Source organism: Halomonas sp. H10-9-1, assembly GCF_040147005.1.
GTDB lineage: Bacteria > Pseudomonadota > Gammaproteobacteria > Pseudomonadales > Halomonadaceae > Halomonas.
In genome coordinates, this window is record NZ_JAMSHO010000001.1 from 1,492,853 (window position 1) to 1,508,165 (window position 15,313).

16 protein-coding genes are annotated in these 15,313 nt (G+C 67.5%); 11 read left to right on the forward strand and 5 right to left on the reverse strand.

Features of this window, described 5'->3' with window-relative positions; translation table 11 throughout:
• Positions 1-182: 182 nt before the first annotated feature.
• The 4 genes from NFH66_RS06795 to NFH66_RS06810 all read left to right on the forward strand — a co-directional run bounded on the left by NFH66_RS06795 (position 183) and on the right by NFH66_RS06810 (position 4,757).
• Complete coding sequence (locus NFH66_RS06795; RefSeq protein ID WP_349609344.1) at positions 183-1,172, forward strand: Bug family tripartite tricarboxylate transporter substrate binding protein; 990 nt, start codon at positions 183-185, stop codon at positions 1,170-1,172.
• Between the two features lie 5 nt (positions 1,173-1,177).
• Positions 1,178-1,624 (forward strand): tripartite tricarboxylate transporter TctB family protein, encoded by a 447-nt coding sequence (locus NFH66_RS06800; RefSeq protein ID WP_349609345.1) that lies wholly within the window; start codon positions 1,178-1,180, stop codon positions 1,622-1,624.
• The gene (locus NFH66_RS06805; RefSeq protein ID WP_349609347.1) at positions 1,624-3,150 is read left to right on the forward strand and encodes a tripartite tricarboxylate transporter permease; all 1,527 of its coding nucleotides are present in this window, start codon (positions 1,624-1,626) and stop codon (positions 3,148-3,150) included. Before NFH66_RS06800 ends, NFH66_RS06805 begins: the two co-directional genes overlap by 1 nt.
• A gap of 179 nt (positions 3,151-3,329) precedes the next feature.
• A complete protein-coding gene (locus NFH66_RS06810; RefSeq protein ID WP_349609348.1) occupies positions 3,330-4,757 on the forward strand; it encodes a phospholipase D family protein in 1,428 nt (475 codons plus the stop codon).
• A 33-nt stretch (positions 4,758-4,790) separates the two neighbouring features.
• Here the strand turns inward: NFH66_RS06810 and NFH66_RS06815 are convergent, their stop codons facing one another.
• Positions 4,791-5,717, reverse strand: coding sequence for a YihY/virulence factor BrkB family protein (locus NFH66_RS06815; RefSeq protein WP_349609350.1), 927 nt, complete (start codon positions 5,715-5,717; stop codon positions 4,791-4,793).
• Positions 5,718-5,903: 186 nt separating this feature from the next.
• On the opposite strand from NFH66_RS06815, the gene NFH66_RS06820 reads away from it, so the two are divergent.
• From NFH66_RS06820 to dcd, 5 genes are all read left to right on the forward strand, one after another.
• Positions 5,904-6,578, forward strand: coding sequence for a spermine/spermidine synthase domain-containing protein (locus NFH66_RS06820; RefSeq protein WP_349609351.1), 675 nt, complete (start codon positions 5,904-5,906; stop codon positions 6,576-6,578).
• A gap of 75 nt (positions 6,579-6,653) precedes the next feature.
• Positions 6,654-7,385 (forward strand): RNA pseudouridine synthase, encoded by a 732-nt coding sequence (locus NFH66_RS06825; RefSeq protein ID WP_349609352.1) that lies wholly within the window; start codon positions 6,654-6,656, stop codon positions 7,383-7,385.
• Between the two features lie 145 nt (positions 7,386-7,530).
• Complete coding sequence (locus tag NFH66_RS06830; RefSeq protein WP_349609353.1) at positions 7,531-8,595, forward strand: coiled-coil domain-containing protein; 1,065 nt, start codon at positions 7,531-7,533, stop codon at positions 8,593-8,595.
• A 155-nt stretch (positions 8,596-8,750) separates the two neighbouring features.
• Positions 8,751-9,551 carry an iron-sulfur cluster carrier protein ApbC gene (gene apbC / locus NFH66_RS06835; RefSeq protein ID WP_502878669.1) on the forward strand — a complete coding sequence of 267 codons (801 nt, stop codon included), beginning with the start codon at positions 8,751-8,753 and terminating at the stop codon, positions 9,549-9,551.
• Between the two features lie 101 nt (positions 9,552-9,652).
• A complete protein-coding gene (gene dcd, locus NFH66_RS06840; protein WP_349609355.1) occupies positions 9,653-10,219 on the forward strand; it encodes a dCTP deaminase in 567 nt (188 codons plus the stop codon).
• A gap of 175 nt (positions 10,220-10,394) precedes the next feature.
• Here the strand turns inward: dcd and purN are convergent, their stop codons facing one another.
• Both purN and purM read right to left on the reverse strand, forming a co-directional pair.
• On the reverse strand, positions 10,395-11,132 hold the full coding sequence (purN, locus tag NFH66_RS06845) for a phosphoribosylglycinamide formyltransferase (RefSeq protein ID WP_349609358.1): 738 nt from the start codon (positions 11,130-11,132) through the stop codon (positions 10,395-10,397).
• On the reverse strand, positions 11,129-12,193 hold the full coding sequence (gene purM / locus NFH66_RS06850) for a phosphoribosylformylglycinamidine cyclo-ligase (protein ID WP_349609360.1): 1,065 nt from the start codon (positions 12,191-12,193) through the stop codon (positions 11,129-11,131). The genes purN and purM overlap by 4 nt, the downstream gene beginning before the upstream one ends.
• A gap of 125 nt (positions 12,194-12,318) precedes the next feature.
• Between purM and NFH66_RS06855 the strand changes: the two genes are divergently transcribed.
• Both NFH66_RS06855 and hda read left to right on the forward strand, forming a co-directional pair.
• The gene (locus NFH66_RS06855; protein ID WP_349609363.1) at positions 12,319-13,398 is read left to right on the forward strand and encodes an AI-2E family transporter; all 1,080 of its coding nucleotides are present in this window, start codon (positions 12,319-12,321) and stop codon (positions 13,396-13,398) included.
• Entirely contained in the window at positions 13,395-14,096 is a 702-nt protein-coding gene (gene hda / locus NFH66_RS06860; RefSeq protein ID WP_349609365.1) for a DnaA regulatory inactivator Hda, read from the forward strand. Before NFH66_RS06855 ends, hda begins: the two co-directional genes overlap by 4 nt.
• Before the next feature lie 13 nt (positions 14,097-14,109).
• Here the strand turns inward: hda and NFH66_RS06865 are convergent, their stop codons facing one another.
• Positions 14,110-14,655, reverse strand: coding sequence for a carboxypeptidase-like regulatory domain-containing protein (locus NFH66_RS06865; protein WP_349609368.1), 546 nt, complete (start codon positions 14,653-14,655; stop codon positions 14,110-14,112).
• A 176-nt stretch (positions 14,656-14,831) separates the two neighbouring features.
• On the reverse strand, positions 14,832-15,209 hold the full coding sequence (locus NFH66_RS06870; RefSeq protein ID WP_502878670.1) for a phasin family protein: 378 nt from the start codon (positions 15,207-15,209) through the stop codon (positions 14,832-14,834).
• Positions 15,210-15,313 lie beyond the last annotated feature (104 nt).

Here is a 15,313-nt window from a genome sequence, read left to right on the forward strand (position 1 = left end):
CCATCCCCCTCTCAAACTTTGGTCGTAATTCGCCCGCGCGGCGTTGACGGGCCGCGGGCCGCCCTCTAGCTTTCCATCCTGAAGAATATAGTTCTGCCTTACAGAATTGTAAGGCAGATGACAGCCTCCGGCAAGCGCCCTCTGCTGCCGGCCTTCGAGACAACAAGACGAGGAGATCCTCCATGTCGATCAAGACGCCGCTCACGCTTATCGCCGTCGCCGCCCTCTCGGCCGGCGCCGGCAACGCCATGGCCTTCGAACCCCAGGGCAAGGTGGAGTGCATCGCGCCATCGGATCCCGGCGGCGGCTGGGACTTCACCTGCCGCAGCGTGGGCAACGTCCTGCAGGAGCTGGACCTGGTGCCCGGCAACGTCCAGACCATCAACATGGCCGGCGCCGGTGGGGGGGTGGCCTATGCCCACGTGGTCAGCAAGCGCGCCGGTGACGAGCAGCTGCTGGTGGCCGCCTCGACCGCTACCACCACGCGCCTGGCCCAGGGGCAGTTTCCCGGCATGGATGCCGACATGGTCAACTGGATCGGCGCCCTGGGTGCCGACTATGGCGTGATCGCCGTGTCGGCCGACTCCGAGTACCAGGACCTGCCGGCGCTCATGGAAGCCGTCGATGAGGACCCGCGTAGCGTCAAGTTCGCCGGCGGCAGCGCCAAGGGCGGCTGGGACCACCTCAAGGTGCTGATCACCGCGAATGCGGCCGGGGTCGATGAGCTGCCGCGTATCCCCTACCTCTCCTACAACAACGGCGGCGAGGCCATGACCCAGGTCGTCGGTGGCCATGTCGACGCCTTCACCGGCGATATCTCCGAGGCCCAGGGCTTCATGGAGTCGGGGGACCTCAGGGTGCTCGCGGTGCTTGCCGAGGAGCGCCTGCCGGGGGAGGAGTTCAGCCACATTCCCACCGCCATCGAGCAGGGCATCGAGGCGCTGGGGCCCAACTGGCGTGGCTTCTATACGCCGGCCGAGATCTCCGATGAGGCGCGCCAGTACTGGAGCGATGCCATGGATACCGTCTATGCCAGCGAGGAGTGGAAGGAGTTGATGGTCAGCAACGGCCTGATGCCGTTCCACATGACCGCCGGCGAGTTCGAGACCTTCGTCAAGGAGCAGATTGCCGATATCGAGCAGCTCTCCAAGGATATCGGGCTGATCCAGTGACCACTATGAACGATCGCATCTTCGGCATCCTGCTGATCGCCCTGGCCGTCGCGTACGGCTGGGGTGCCACTCAGCTTCCCGCTCCCTTCGGCGGCAGTGAGGCGGTGGGTCCCGAGACCTTCCCGCTGCTGCTCTCGGTGGTGCTGGTTCTCTCCAGCCTGTATCTCATCGTGCGTCCCGACCCCGACAACGCCTGGCCCTGGAGCCGCACCGGCATCGAGCTTGTGATCGCCGTCGTGGTGCTGGTGCTCTATGCGGCGCTGCTGCAGCCGCTGGGCTTCATTCTCAGCACTACCCTGGCGGTCGGCACCCTGTGCTGGCGCATGGGGTCGGCGCCGGTGCGCGCCTACCTGACCGGCGGGGTGTCGGGCGTGGTGGTGTTCCTGCTGTTCAACTTCGCCCTCGACCTGGCCTTGCCACTGGGCGTGCTTTCCTTTCTGGAGGTGGGCTGATGGAGACCCTCGGCTACCTGATCGACGGCTTCGGGGTGGCGCTGGCGCCCCATAACCTGATGTTCGCGCTGCTCGGGGCCTTCCTGGGCACCCTGATCGGCGCGCTGCCGGGCCTGGGGCCGGCCAACGGCGTGGCGATCCTGATTCCACTGGCCTTTTCCCTGGGCCTGGCCCCCGAGACGGCACTGATCATGCTCACCTCGGTCTATGCGGGGGCCATGTATGGAGGCCGGATCTCCTCGATCCTGCTCAATATCCCTGGCGATGAGCCGGCCATGATGACCTGCCTGGATGGCTATCCCATGGCTCAGCAGGGCAAGGCCGCCGAGGCGCTGGCGATCTCCGCCGTGGCTTCCTTCATCGGCAGCCTGGTGGCCACCATCGGGCTGATCCTGCTCGCCCCGCTGCTGGCGAAGTTCGCCCTGACCTTCGGCCCCGCCGAGTACTTCGCGCTCTTCCTGCTGGCCTTCGCCACCCTGGGGGGGATCACCGGCAAGAACCCCATGAAGACCGTGGTGGCGGCCTGCATCGGCCTGATGATCGCTACCGTGGGCATCGACAATACCGGGGTGCAGCGCTACACCTTCGGGGTGCTGGAGCTCTACGAGGGCGTGGACTTCATCATTGCCATCGTCGGCCTGTTCGCCATCTCCGAGCTGCTGTTCTTCATCGAGGAGCGCGCCGGCGGGGGCAAGGCGAAGATGACCGTCAACAAGCTGTCACTGAAGTGGGCCGACATCCGCAATATCCTGCCGTCGAGCCTGCGCGGCGGGGTGCTGGGCTTCATCGCCGGCGTGCTGCCGGGTGCCGGGGCGTCACTGGGCAGCTTCATCGGCTATACCCTCGAGAAGAAGGTGGTGGGCAAGAAGGGGTATTTCGGCGCGGGGGACCCGCGCGGCGTGGCTGGCCCCGAGGCCGGCAACAACGGGGCCTCCAGTGGTGCGCTGGTACCCATGCTGACGCTGGGGGTACCAGGCAGTGGTACCACGGCGGTGCTGCTGGCGCTGCTGATCTCGCTCAACATCACCCCCGGCCCGCTGATGTTCACCCAGAACGCCGATATTGTCTGGGGCGTGATCGCGGCGTTGCTGATCGGCAACTTCCTGCTGCTGCTGCTGAATATCCCGCTGGTGGGGATCTTCGTGAAGCTGCTCTCGGTGCCGCCGATGTTCCTGCTGCCGGTGGTGACCATGATCGCCTTCGTGGGCATCTACTCGATCAGCAACACCACCTTCGATCTCTATTTCATGGTGGCCTTCGGCGTCGCCGGCTATATCTTCCGCAAGCTGGAGATCCCGCTGGTGCCGATCATCCTCGGCCTGCTGCTGGGGCCGGAGATGGAGAAGAACCTGCGCCATGCCATGGATATCTCCGATGGTGACTGGACCATCCTGTGGAACAGCGGCCTGGCCATCGGCCTGTGGGTATTCGCCGGCCTGGGGCTGATCCTGCCCTATGTCGTCGGACCGCTGCTGCGTCGGCGCATGAAGGTGACCACCGGTACGGGAGGTCCCGAGGGCGACTGAAGCGCGCTTGCCAGAACTGCCCACGGGGGTGCCGGCCGAGCCGGCGCCCCCGTTGCGTGAGCGGGCCAGCCTCGCCACCCCACTGCGCGCCGCGGGTTTCGGCGTTATGCTGGCGCTTTAGTGGAGTGCGCTGGCTGATGAACAGAGAGGGGAGAATGGCCAAGGTGAGGAGGCGGCGAATGTGGCCATGGATCCTGATGGCGTTGCTGGTGGCCTGGGGCGCCATGGGCGCGTGGCAGCGCTATAAGCCGCTGCCCGACGGCGTCTCCCGGGCCTTCCCGGAGCGCCCGGCCGAGGCGGTCCGCTTCCTGGCCGACGAGTCGTGGTTCGATGCGACGGGTGAGCGTCATCTGGAGCAGCACATCTTCGACGAGGTGCTGGACCTGATCGGCCAGGCCCGGCGCCTGGTGGTGCTGGACATGTTCCTCTTCAACGACTTCGCCGGGGGGAGCGATGGCGACGGCTTTCGTCCGCTCTCCACGGAGCTGAGCGATGCCCTGATCGCGCAGAAGCGACGCTACCCCGGGCTCGAGGCGGTGGTGATCACCGACCCGCTCAACACCCTCTACGGGGGACTCGAGCTCGACCATCTCCAGGCCCTGCGCGATGCCGGTATCCGGGTGGTGATCACCGACCTCAATCGCCTGCGGGCGTCCAACCCGCTCTGGTCGGGCGGCTGGCACCTGGGCCCGCGATGGCTCGGCAACGCCAGCGAGGGCGGCTGGCTGCCCAATGCCCTGGGGCCGGGGCGGGTGCCACTGCGCAGCTACCTGGCGCTGCTCAACTTCAATGCCAACCATCGCAAGACCCTGGTGGTGGACCATGGCGATCGCTGGGCTGGCCTGGTGACCTCCGCCAATCCCCACGACGCCAGCAGCCTGCATGGCAACGTGGCGTTGCGATTCGAGGGAGCGGCGGCGCTGGACCTGCTGGCCTCCGAACGCCCGGTGGCGGGCTGGTCGGGCGTGCGCCTGGCCGGGCCGCCGGCGCCCGACGATGAGAACGCGCCGCCCGGGAAGGCGAGGCTGCAGGTGCTGACCGAGGGCGCCATCCGCGATGCGCTGCTGGCGGCCATCGAGGCCAGCGGCGAGGGCGATCGGCTGGACATCGCCGTCTTCTATCTGGCCCACCGTGAGGTGATCGCCGCGCTGGTGGCGGCCAAGGCGCGTGGCGTGGCGCTTCGTGTGCTGCTTGATCCCAACCGCGACGCCTTCGGGCTGGAGAAGGGCGGCATCCCCAACCGTCCGGTGGCCCGTGAGCTCCATGAGGCCGGTATCCCGGTGCGCTGGTGTGCCAGCCAGGGCGAGCAGTGCCATAGCAAGTTGCTGCTGCGTCGCCCGGCCGGCGGCGGAGAAGCCGAACTGATCCTCGGCTCGGCTAATTTCACGCGCCGCAATCTCGATAATCTGAACCTGGAGACCAGCGTGCGCCTGGTGGGCACGGCGGATGCGCCGGCACTCCGGGAGGCGGCGGCCTTCTTCGAGGAGCGCTGGAGCGACTCCCCCGAGCGCAGCACCAGCGTGCCCTTTGCGGCCTTCGACGACGCCACGCCCTGGCAGCGCTTCCGCTATCGGGTCATGGAGGCGACGGGGCTCTCTACCTTCTAGCGCCTGCCGCCAAGGCGCCCCCTGTTCGGGGCATCAATCCACGTGGGTGATGGGCTGATGCCGCGGGTCGATGTGCCAGGGCAGGCCGAGGCGGGCATTGCGCTCCAGTTCGGCGATCACCTGGGCGCCCAGCAGCAGGATGATGGCGCCGACCTCCAGGCTCAGCAGCACCACGATCAGGGTGGCGAGTGATCCGTAGACGGCGTTGACGAAGGAGAGGTTGGCGAAGTAGTAGACCAGCAGCAGGCGCACGCCTTCCCATAGCAGGGCGGCCACGAAGCCGCCCACCAGGGCGCGACGCAGGGCGATCCGCACCACGGGCAATACCTTGTAGATGGCGCTGAACAGCAGGAAGACGCCGGCGAAGCTGGTCAGGTTGAGCAGCGGCTCGGACAGGCCGGCCAGCGGCAGGGCGTGCCCGCGTAGCGCCAGCGTCAGGGCGTTGAGCCCGCTCAACAGGCTGACCGCCAGGGTCAGCGCCAGCAGCCCGGCGCCGAGCACCAGCATGAAGGCGTAGGGCAGCAGCACCGAGACCCAGACGCGGCGCCCCTGGTGCGGGGTATCCGGGGCGTGGAAGATGATCGCCAGGGCGTCTTCCAGCATGCGGAAGGCGAAGGAGCTGAACAGCAGCAGCACCGGAAAGCCCAGCAGGCCGATCACATCGCGGGATGCCAGCAGGGTATCGACCGCATCGAGCAGCACCTCGGCGTGGGCCGGCGCCAGATGGCGGGCCTGAATCGTCAGCACCTCCAGCAACTGCTGCTGGTCGACCACGCGGGTCAGCAGCACCACCATCACGGCGAACAGCGGCACGATAGAGAGCAGGATGTTGTAGCCCACCCCGCCGGCCAGCAGGACGCCACGGTTGCGCAGGAAGGCGCAGATTACCCGCCACAGGAAGCGCGCTATCCGCGGCAGCAGGGTAACGGCAAGAGGGCGAGCAGGGGGAGGAGATATCATCGGCCTTGCCATCCGTGGACGTTACGGCATCATACGCTCGCGCCTGCGCCCTGCGTCAACGCTTGGCGTGCCGGGACGGCTCTTGCGTACCTCGCAGATACTGCATGGCAACGCCTCGCCGGGGCCCGCATAATGCGGCGAGCCGACTTCCCGAGGCGCCTCCACCTCCTTCCGATAAGAGACCCCATGGCCAAGTTCGAAACGATCGGTATCGCAAGCATCCCCGGCAAGGGCAGTGAGCTGCGGCTGTTGCAGCGCAACGACGAGTTCTCGATTCGCATCGTCGGGGCCCCCGGCGAGCTGATGAACACTCGCCTGCACGGCTCCGAGGATGCCCTGGCCGAGCTGGCCTGCCAACGGGTCGCCGAGCGGCCCGGCGCTCGGGTGCTGGTGGGTGGCCTGGGCATGGGCTTCACCCTGGCCGCGGCGCTCAAGGCCCTGGGGGCAGATGCCGAGGTGGTGGTGGCCGAGCTGGTGCCGGGCGTGGTGGAGTGGAATCGTGGCCCGCTGGGTACCGCCGCCGGCAATCCCCTGGCCGACCCTCGCACGCGGGTCAGCATCGGCGACGTGGGTGAGCTGCTGCGCCGCGAGCCCGGCGGCTTCGATGCGATCATGCTCGACGTGGACAACGGCCCCGAGGGGCTGACAAGGCGCGAGAACGACTGGCTCTATTCGCCCGAGGGACTGGCCACTGCACAGCAGGTACTGCGTCCCGATGGGGTGCTCGCGGTGTGGTCGGCGGGCCAGGATCCGGCCTTTACCGAGCGCCTGCGGCGGGTCGGCCTGCTGGTCGAGACGGTCGCGGTGCGCGCCCAGCGTCCCGGCAAGGGGGCCAGGCACTGCATCTGGCTGGCCTACTGAGATGTCGGCAACGGTAGCGCTGGGGCAGGAGCCCCAGAGCATGGTGGATCGGAACGCTTCGGCAGAGGAGCAGGAATGAGCAACAACGAAAGTGGCGAACGCCTCTCCAAGCGGCTGGCCCGCGAGCTGCCCTGTTCTCGCCGCGAGGCCGAACTCTATATTGCCGGGGGCTGGGTGAGCGTCGATGGCCGGATCGTCGAGGAGCCCCAGTTCAAGGTCATCGACCAGCGACTCGAGCTCATGCCGGGGGCCCGGCCCTTGGAGATTCCGCCGGCGACACTGCTGTTCAACTGCCCTGCCGATATCGGCGTCGCCGAGGGCGAGGACCTGGCCAGGCGACTGATCCGCAAGGCCAACCACTGGACGGAGGATCCCGCCGGTCAGCCGCCGCTCAAGGCACACTTCCGTGGACTGGTCACCCTGCTGCCGCTGGGCCCCGCCGAAGCGGGCCTGCTGGTATTCACCCAGGATCGTGGCGTGGTGCGACGCCTGGAGGAGAAGCGCTCGCGGCTGGAGGAGGAGTGGCTGGTGGAGGTGACCGGTACTCTGGACGAGCAGGGGCTCACGGCGCTGCGCGATGGGTCGGCGGTGCCGGGGCGCCGCCTGGCCCCGGGCAAGGTCAGCTGGCAGAGCGAGACCCGCCTGCGCTTCGCAATGAAAGGCATGGTACCCGGCCAGCTCGAACCGATGTGCCGTGCCGTGGGTCTCACGGTGGTTGGCCTGCGCCGCCTGCGTGTTGGCGGCGTATCACTGGGTTCGGTGCCGGCCGGAGAGTGGCGTTACCTGCGGCGCGACGAGCGTTTCTGAGTCGCGAGGGGCAAGTCCGCGAGGCCCTTTCCCCGCTGGGTATCGCTCTGTATGCTGGACCCGAGTACCCCACAATTGCCCGGTTCCTGCCGACCGGCGCCGAATCCGGTGCCGGCTTCTGGGCCAACTCAACGAGGATACATCCATGTCGGAAACCCCGCAGACATCACCGTTCAAGGATAACCGCGTGCGCGGCCTCGCCGGCATCGCGGCCGTCGGTGTGGTCTGGGCGATCATCGCCCAGAGCAGTGCCGGTACCCACAAGGAGGCGCGCGAGGCCCTGGAGGCCGAGATGGCCGTGCTGGAGTCGCGCAATCAGGCGTTGGCCACCCAGCTGGAAGAGCACGACCAGGCCAGCCAGGAGATCGAGGCGCTCGAGGCGCAGATCGCCGAACTCGAGCAGCGCCGACAGACCCTGGAGGCCGACGTCGAGGCACGTGAGGCCGAGGCCAGCGAGCGCCTGGAGGCCATCCAGGCCGAGATCGGCTCTGCCGAGACGCGACTCGAGGAGCTGAAGGGGTCCCGGGAGGCCCTTGAGGCGAATATTGCCACACTCGAAGAGGAGCAGTCGGGCCTCGAGGTGACCCTGGCGGAGCTGAAGGAGGAGCGCGACACCGTGGAGCAGGCGCTCAGCGATGCCGAGGAGGCGCGCGAATCCGCCGAGGCTGCCCGTCAGGAGGCCGAGGGCCAGCGTCAGGAGGCCGAAGAGGCCCGCCAGGCGGCGCTGGAGGAGCGCCAGGCCGCCGAGGAGGCGCGTCAGCAGGCAGAAGCGGACCTGGAGAGCCTGCAGGGGGAGATCGATGCGGCGGGAGAGCGCCATGCGGCACTCCAGGAGGAGGTCGAGGCCAGCCAGGAGGAACACGAGGCGCTGCGCTCCGAGCTCGCCACCCTCACCGAGGAGCGCGATGCCCTGAACCAGGCACTCGAATCGCTGCGTGGAGAGCGTGACGAGGCGCAGCGGGCGGTCGAGGAGGCCGAGGGCCGGCTCGAGGATCTCAGGCTCGCGATCGGCATCGGTCGTGACGAGCTGGCCAGTGTGGAGAGCGAGGTCGAGCGGCGCGAGACCCAACTGCGTGGGTTGGAATCGCAGCTGGCGAGGTGGCGCAGTGAGCTCGAGTCGCTGGAGGTCGGCAGCGAGGCGAGCGGCGCCGATGCACCGTCGGCAGACACCGAAACCAACCTTGGTGGTGAAGCCGAGGGGCAGGGCTGACCCCGCGTGTCTCGACGGCATCACAGGACGGCGGGCCCCAGGGCCCGCCGTCCTGCCATGGGAGGTTCGGTCGACGCAGTGCAGGGCGTATACTGATTTCCAGAGGGGCGGCCGCGTGCCGGCCTTGGATTCAACAAGCGAAGGAGCAGGACGTGATCGAAGGGGTCAAGCATATCGTCGCCGTGGCATCCGGCAAGGGCGGCGTCGGCAAGTCCACCGTGACCGTGAACCTGGCCCTGGCCATGGCCGCGGAAGGCTATCGGGTCGGTATCCTGGATGCCGATATCCATGGCCCCAGCCAGGCCCAGATGCTCGGCGTGGGGGAGGGGGTGCGTCCCGCGGCGGCCGGCGAGAATCGCATGCGTCCGCTCGAGGCCCACGGTATCCAGGCCATGTCCATGGCCTTCATGGTCGATGTCCGCGAGCCCATGGTGTGGCGCGGCCCCATGGTGGCCGGCGCCTTCCAGCAGCTGCTGACCCAGACCGCCTGGAATGACCTGGACTACCTGTTCATCGACATGCCGCCGGGCACCGGTGATATCCAGCTGACCCTGGCCCAGAAGGTGGCGGTGGATGGTGCGGTGATCGTCACCACGCCCCAGGACATCGCCCTGCTGGATGCCCGCAAGGGCATCGAGATGTTCCGCAAGGTCAATGTGCCGGTGCTCGGGGTGGTGGAGAACATGTCGCTGCATACCTGCTCGAACTGCGGTCATGCGGAGCCGATCTTCGGCGAGGGGGGCGGCGAGCGCATCGCCCAGGAGTACGAAACCCGGGTGCTGGGTCGCCTGCCGCTGTCGCTCTCCATCCGCGAGCAGGTCGATGGCGGCCGGCCCACGGTGGTCGCCGAACCGGAGGGCGAGGTAACCGCTACCTTCCGCGACATGGCGCGCCAGGTGGCCGCGCAGGTGCAGGTGCCGTCCGGCGAGGGGCCGAGTATCTCGTTCAGCGATTGAGCCTCGAGTGCTCGCCGGCGTGACGCCCGCGCCCGGGGCCGCTATCATGGCGGCCCCGGGCCCAGGCGCCCCCTGATTCCAACGCAGCAGGAAAAGGTTCCATGAGCATCAAGTCCGACAACTGGATTCGCCGCATGGCCGAGCAGGAGGGGATGATCGAACCCTTCGAGGCCGACCAGGTTCGCTATGTGAACGAGCGTCGGGTGATCTCCTACGGGACCTCCAGTTATGGCTATGACGTGCGTTGCGCCGACGAATTCAAGGTGTTCACCAACATCCATTCGGCGGTGGTTGACCCCAAGGCCTTCGACGACAAGAGCTTCGTTGACGTCAAGGGCGATGTCTGCGTGATACCGCCCAACTCCTTCGCCCTGGCACGTACCGTGGAGTACTTTCGCATCCCGCGCAGCGTGCTGACCATCTGCCTGGGCAAGTCCACCTACGCCCGCTGCGGCATCATCGTCAACGTGACGCCGCTGGAGCCGGAGTGGGAAGGGCACGTAACCCTGGAGTTCTCCAATACCACCAACCTGCCGGCCAAGATCTATGCCAACGAGGGGGTGGCCCAGATGCTGTTCCTGGAGTCCGACGAGGTGTGCGCGATCTCCTACAAGGATCGTGGCGGCAAGTACATGGGCCAGCGGGGCGTAACGCTGCCGCGCACCTGAGGGCCTGCGGCCAGGTTCAAGTGACAAGGTGCCAGTGACAAGGTGCCAGTGACAAGAAAGCCCCGCCGGCGCTTAGCCTGCGGGGCTTTTCAGTGCCGCTGAACGCCTTTCTACTTGTTTCTACTTTCTACTTTCTACTTTCTACTTTCTACTTTCTACGTTGGCCGCTGGCCACTTATTCCTCGACGTCCTCGTCGAGCTCCTCGGCGGCGTCGGCGTGGGACATGCGCAGGCCGTGGGGCGGCAGCGGGGTGCCGTCCAGGGTCGCACCCTCGCCGCTGAACTGCAGGCGCCCCTCCAGGCACCACTTCACGGCGATCGGGTAGATCAGGTGCTCGCGGGCGTGGACCTTCTGCTTGAGGCTCTCCTCGGTCTCGTCCGCGGCCACCTCGACCACGGCCTGCATCAGGACCGGACCGCCGTCGAGCTCCTCGGTGACGAAGTGCACGCTGCAGCCGTGCTCGGCGACACCATCGGCCAGCGCCCGGGCGTGGGTGTTCAGGCCCTGGTAGTTGGGCAGCAACGAGGGGTGGATATTGATCAGGCGGCCCAGGTAGCGTTGCACGAAGCGTGGGGTGAGGATGCGCATGAAGCCGGCGAGTACCACCAGGTCCGGCTCATGGCGATCGATCACCTTGATCAGCGCGCCGTCGTAGGCGTCGCGGCTCTCGTACTCGCGATGGGGCAGGGCGACGGCATCGATGCCGGCATCCCTGGCACGCTTGAGCCCGTAGGCGTCCGGCTCGTTGGCGATCACCGCGACGATCTCGCCGCCCAGGCGGTCGTGGACCTGCTCGTCGATCAGCGCCTGAAGGTTGCTGCCGTTACCGGAGATCAGCACCACCACCCGCGGGGCATCGGCGGCCTCGGGGGTGAAGTCCTGTAGGGTATCGCTCTGGTAGTGCTCGCTCATGCCTCCAGGTTCTCCAGCACCACTCGTTCGCCGCCATCCTCGCCGGCGACGATCTCGCCGATCCGATAGACCGCTTCGCCCTGGGCCTGCAGGTGGGCACGGGCCTGGTCGGCCTTCTCGGCCGGGACCACGATGACCATGCCGATGCCGCAGTTGAGCACCCGGTACATCTCCTCCTCGGCGACGTTGCCCTGTTCGCGCAGCCACTCGAAGACGGCCGGACGCTGCCAGGCGGTAACATCGACCCGGGCGGCGAGGCCCTCGGGCAGCACCCGGGGCAGGTTCTCGGTGAGGCCGCCACCGGTGATATGGGAGAGGGCATGCACCGGCACGCCGCTCTCCTTGATCAGCGACAGCAGCGGCTTCACATAGATGCGTGTGGGCGCCATCAGGGCGTTGCCCAGTGACTCGCCGTCCAGTTCGGTGTCCAGCGAGGCGCCGGAGACCTCGAGGATCTTGCGGATCAGCGAGTAGCCGTTGGAGTGGGGACCGGAGGAGGCCATGCCCAGCAGCACGTCGCCCTCGGCCACCTTGCGGCCGTCGAGGATCTCGGACTTCTCGACGACGCCGACGCAGAAGCCGGCCAGGTCGTAGTCGCTGCCGTCGTACATGCCAGGCATCTCGGCGGTCTCGCCGCCGACCAGGGCACAGCCGGCCTTCTCGCAGCCGCTGCCGATGCCGTCGACCACGTCGGCGGCGATGTCCACGTCGAGCTTGCCCGTGGCATAGTAGTCGAGGAAGAACAGCGGCTCGGCGCCGGCCACCACCAGGTCGTTGACGCACATGGCCACCAGGTCGATACCGATGGTGTCGTGGCGACCCAGGTCCATGGCCAGGCGCAGCTTGGTGCCGACGCCGTCGGTGCCCGATACCAGCACCGGCTCACGGTAGCCGGCGGGCAGTTCACAGAGGGCGCCGAAGCCGCCCAGTCCGCCCATCACTTCCGGGCGAGTGGTACGCTTGGCGACCCCCTTGATGCGGTCGACCAGGGCGTTGCCAGCGTCGATATCGACGCCGGCGTCCTTGTAGCTGAGCGAGGGGCGTGAGGAGGAGTCGGTCATCGGGAGTCCTGTCGGGTGGTCGGCGTGGCGGGAGCCGCCACGCGGTAGGCAAGTCTGGGGCGGAATTGTAGCATCACGGCGAACGGCTGGCAGCCCGTCGGCGGTCGTGGGACAAGGAGGTAGCAATGCGCAGACAGTGGTGGGTCGCGGCCGGGTTGGCGGCGCTGGCGCTGTGGTTCTTCATCAGCATCGAGCCGGTGCTGATGCCGTTCTTTGTCAGCATGGTGCTGGCCTATCTGGGTGACCCCCTGGCCGACCGCCTGGAGGCACTGGGCCTGTCGCGCCGACTCTCGGTGTCGCTGGTGTTCCTGCTGCTGACGCTGGTTATCGTGGTCTCGCTGCTGCTGGTGATGCCGGTGCTGGGTCGCCAGCTCGCCCAGCTGGTGGAGTCGCTGCCGGCAGTGCTCGAGTGGGTACAGCAGACGGTGGTACCGAAGGTGCAGTCGTTGACCGGCATGGACCTTTCCACCGATATCGATGCCCTGCGCCAGACGGTGATGGACAACTGGAAGGAGACCGGCACCTTCGCCGCGACCCTGCTCTCCCAGGTGTCGCGTTCGGGCCTGGCACTGGTCGGCTGGATCGGCAACCTGGCATTGATTCCGGTGGTCACCTTCTACCTGCTGCTCGACTGGGACATCATCGTCGCCAAGGTGCGCGACTGGCTGCCGCGGCGCTGGGAGGATACCGTGATCCGCCTGGCGGGCCAGTGCGACGAGGTGCTCTCGGCGTTCCTGCGCGGCCAGCTGATCGTGATGCTGTGCCTGGGGATCATCTACGCCATCGGCCTCACCCTGCTGGGGGTGCGCTTCGGCCTGCTGATCGGTCTGCTCTCGGGGCTGGCCAGCATCGTGCCCTACCTGGGTGTGATCGTCGGCATCAGCGTGGCCGGCCTGGTGGCCTTCTTTCAGGGCGGCGAGTGGTGGCTGCTGCCGGGGGTGGCGGCGGTGTTCGGCTTCGGCCAGGTGGTGGAGAGCGTGGTGCTGCAACCCAAGCTGCTGGGCGACAAGATCGGCCTGCACCCGGTGGCGGTGATCTTCGCGGTACTCGCCGGTGGCAACCTGTTCGGCTTCACCGGGGTGCTGCTGGCGCTGCCGGCGGCGGCGGTGATCATGGTACTCTTGCGGGAACTCAACAGCCGCTACAAGAACAGTGCCTTGTACGACGAGACACTCAACCGAAGCCACGACGAGGAGTCGCCATGAGCCGTGCGCCCGCGCAGCTGCCACTGGGCGTCGGGCTGCGTGACGATGCCACCTTCGTCAACTTCCATCCTGGCCCCAACGCCACCCTGGTGGGGCGGCTGACTCACCAGCTCGAGCCCGAGGGCGAGCCCTTTCTCTACCTGTGGGGGGCGCCGGGAGTGGGGCGCAGCCACCTGCTGCAGGCCGCCTGCCACGCGGCCTCGGATCGCGACATGCGGGCCCTCTATCTGCCGCTGGAGGAGCTCGGCCACTTCCCCCCGCTGATGCTCGAGGATATCGAGCGCCTGGACCTGGTGGCCATCGATGACCTGGATCGGGTGGTGGGACGGCCGCGCTGGGAGGAGGCGCTCTTTCACGCCTTCAACCGCCTGCGTGACGCCGGCAAGCGGCTGGTGGTGGCCGCCGAGGCGTCGCCGCGCCAGCTGCCCGTGAAGCTTCCCGACCTCGCCTCGCGCCTCACCTGGGGGGTGACCTTCCACGTCCAGGGCCTGGACGACAGCGGCCGCCTGGCCGCCCTCCAGCTACGCGCTCGAGTGCGTGGCATGCTGCTCACCGATGACGTGGCTCGCTACATCCTCCACCGCGGGCCGCGGCGGCTCGACGAGCTGTTCCGACTGTTGGAGGAGCTCGACCGCGCCTCGCTCTCCGCCCAGCGCAAGCTGACCATTCCCTTCGTCAAGCTGGCGCTGGGCTGGTAGCCAAGCACTTGACTCACCGCGCGAGCGTTATCTCCCTGTGCTGTCCGTTACCCAGCGAGATCTGGCGGATCACTACCCTGGGTTTGCCGGTCTGCGGGTCTGGGCCTGCACCCGAGACGTAGAACTCCCCTGCGGGCAGGTTGGAGACACGGAAGTAGCCGTTGCCGTCGGTGCGCGTGGTGTGGGTGTACTCCCGTGCCCTGGGGTCGGCGGGCTCCACGGCAACACCGGCCAGCGCCTTCTCGGCGGCCTCGGCGGAGTAGCTGGTCACCGGCGCCACCGAGACGCCGGCATTGGGCACCGGGCGGCCGCTCAGCGTCAGGCGTCCGCTGACTACCGCGCTGCCTTGCTTCTCTAGTCTGGCGTATTCGGCCTCGGGGAAGGCGACTCGGCGGGTCGCACGCGGCGGGCCGGCAGTGCGCTCGGGCTCGGCCGTCGGCTGTGACGGCGAGGGTTCGCCTCGTTCGATGACCTCGATGCGCTCGGTGGGGGCGGGGGGAACGACCTCGCAGCCGGCCAGCACCAGCGCCGCCAGGACGATGGGAAAGAAGCGTTTCATGATTGACCTCCCTATCCGGTTGAATGTCAGCAGGCGCCCCGTGCCTGGGCCAAGGGTAGCGCAAAGCCGGGGCGAAGGGCATGCCGGGACAAAACGAAGACCGCCGCCCTGCGAGGGGCGGCGGTTTCGGGCTCTTCCGGGGGAGAGCAGGGCGCCGTGGCGCCCCTGGGTCAAGCTTACTGGGCGGCCTTGGTGGCGGTCGCCTGGGCCTGCTTGACGTTGTCCTCGGTGAGCTTCTGGCTCTGCTGGACGAAGTCCTGCTGCAGGGAGACCACCTTCTCGGCGTCGCTCTTCATGCGCTCGGCGAGGTCCTTGGCGACCTTCTGCTGGCCTTCCATGTAGGTGCGCAGGCCTTCGGCATCCTTGACGTTCATCAGGGTGCGCAGCTGGGCCAGGCCGGTGTCGGTGTAGGCCTTGGTGGCGTCGAGCTGGGCGTGGGCCAGCTTCTCGCTGTAGTCCACGGCCAGGTTGGCGTAGGCGAGTGCCGGGGCGAAGAACATGGACTCGACCTGCTTGGTGTCGAAGACCTTGGTGTCGAAGTTGAAGGCGTTCATCATGGTGGAACCTCCTGGTTTCACTGAGTGTCGGGGGAGCATTGCTGCTCTGTTGCAATGCACAATAGCAGACCGCCTTGTGCGGTGCAACATCGATATCGAGT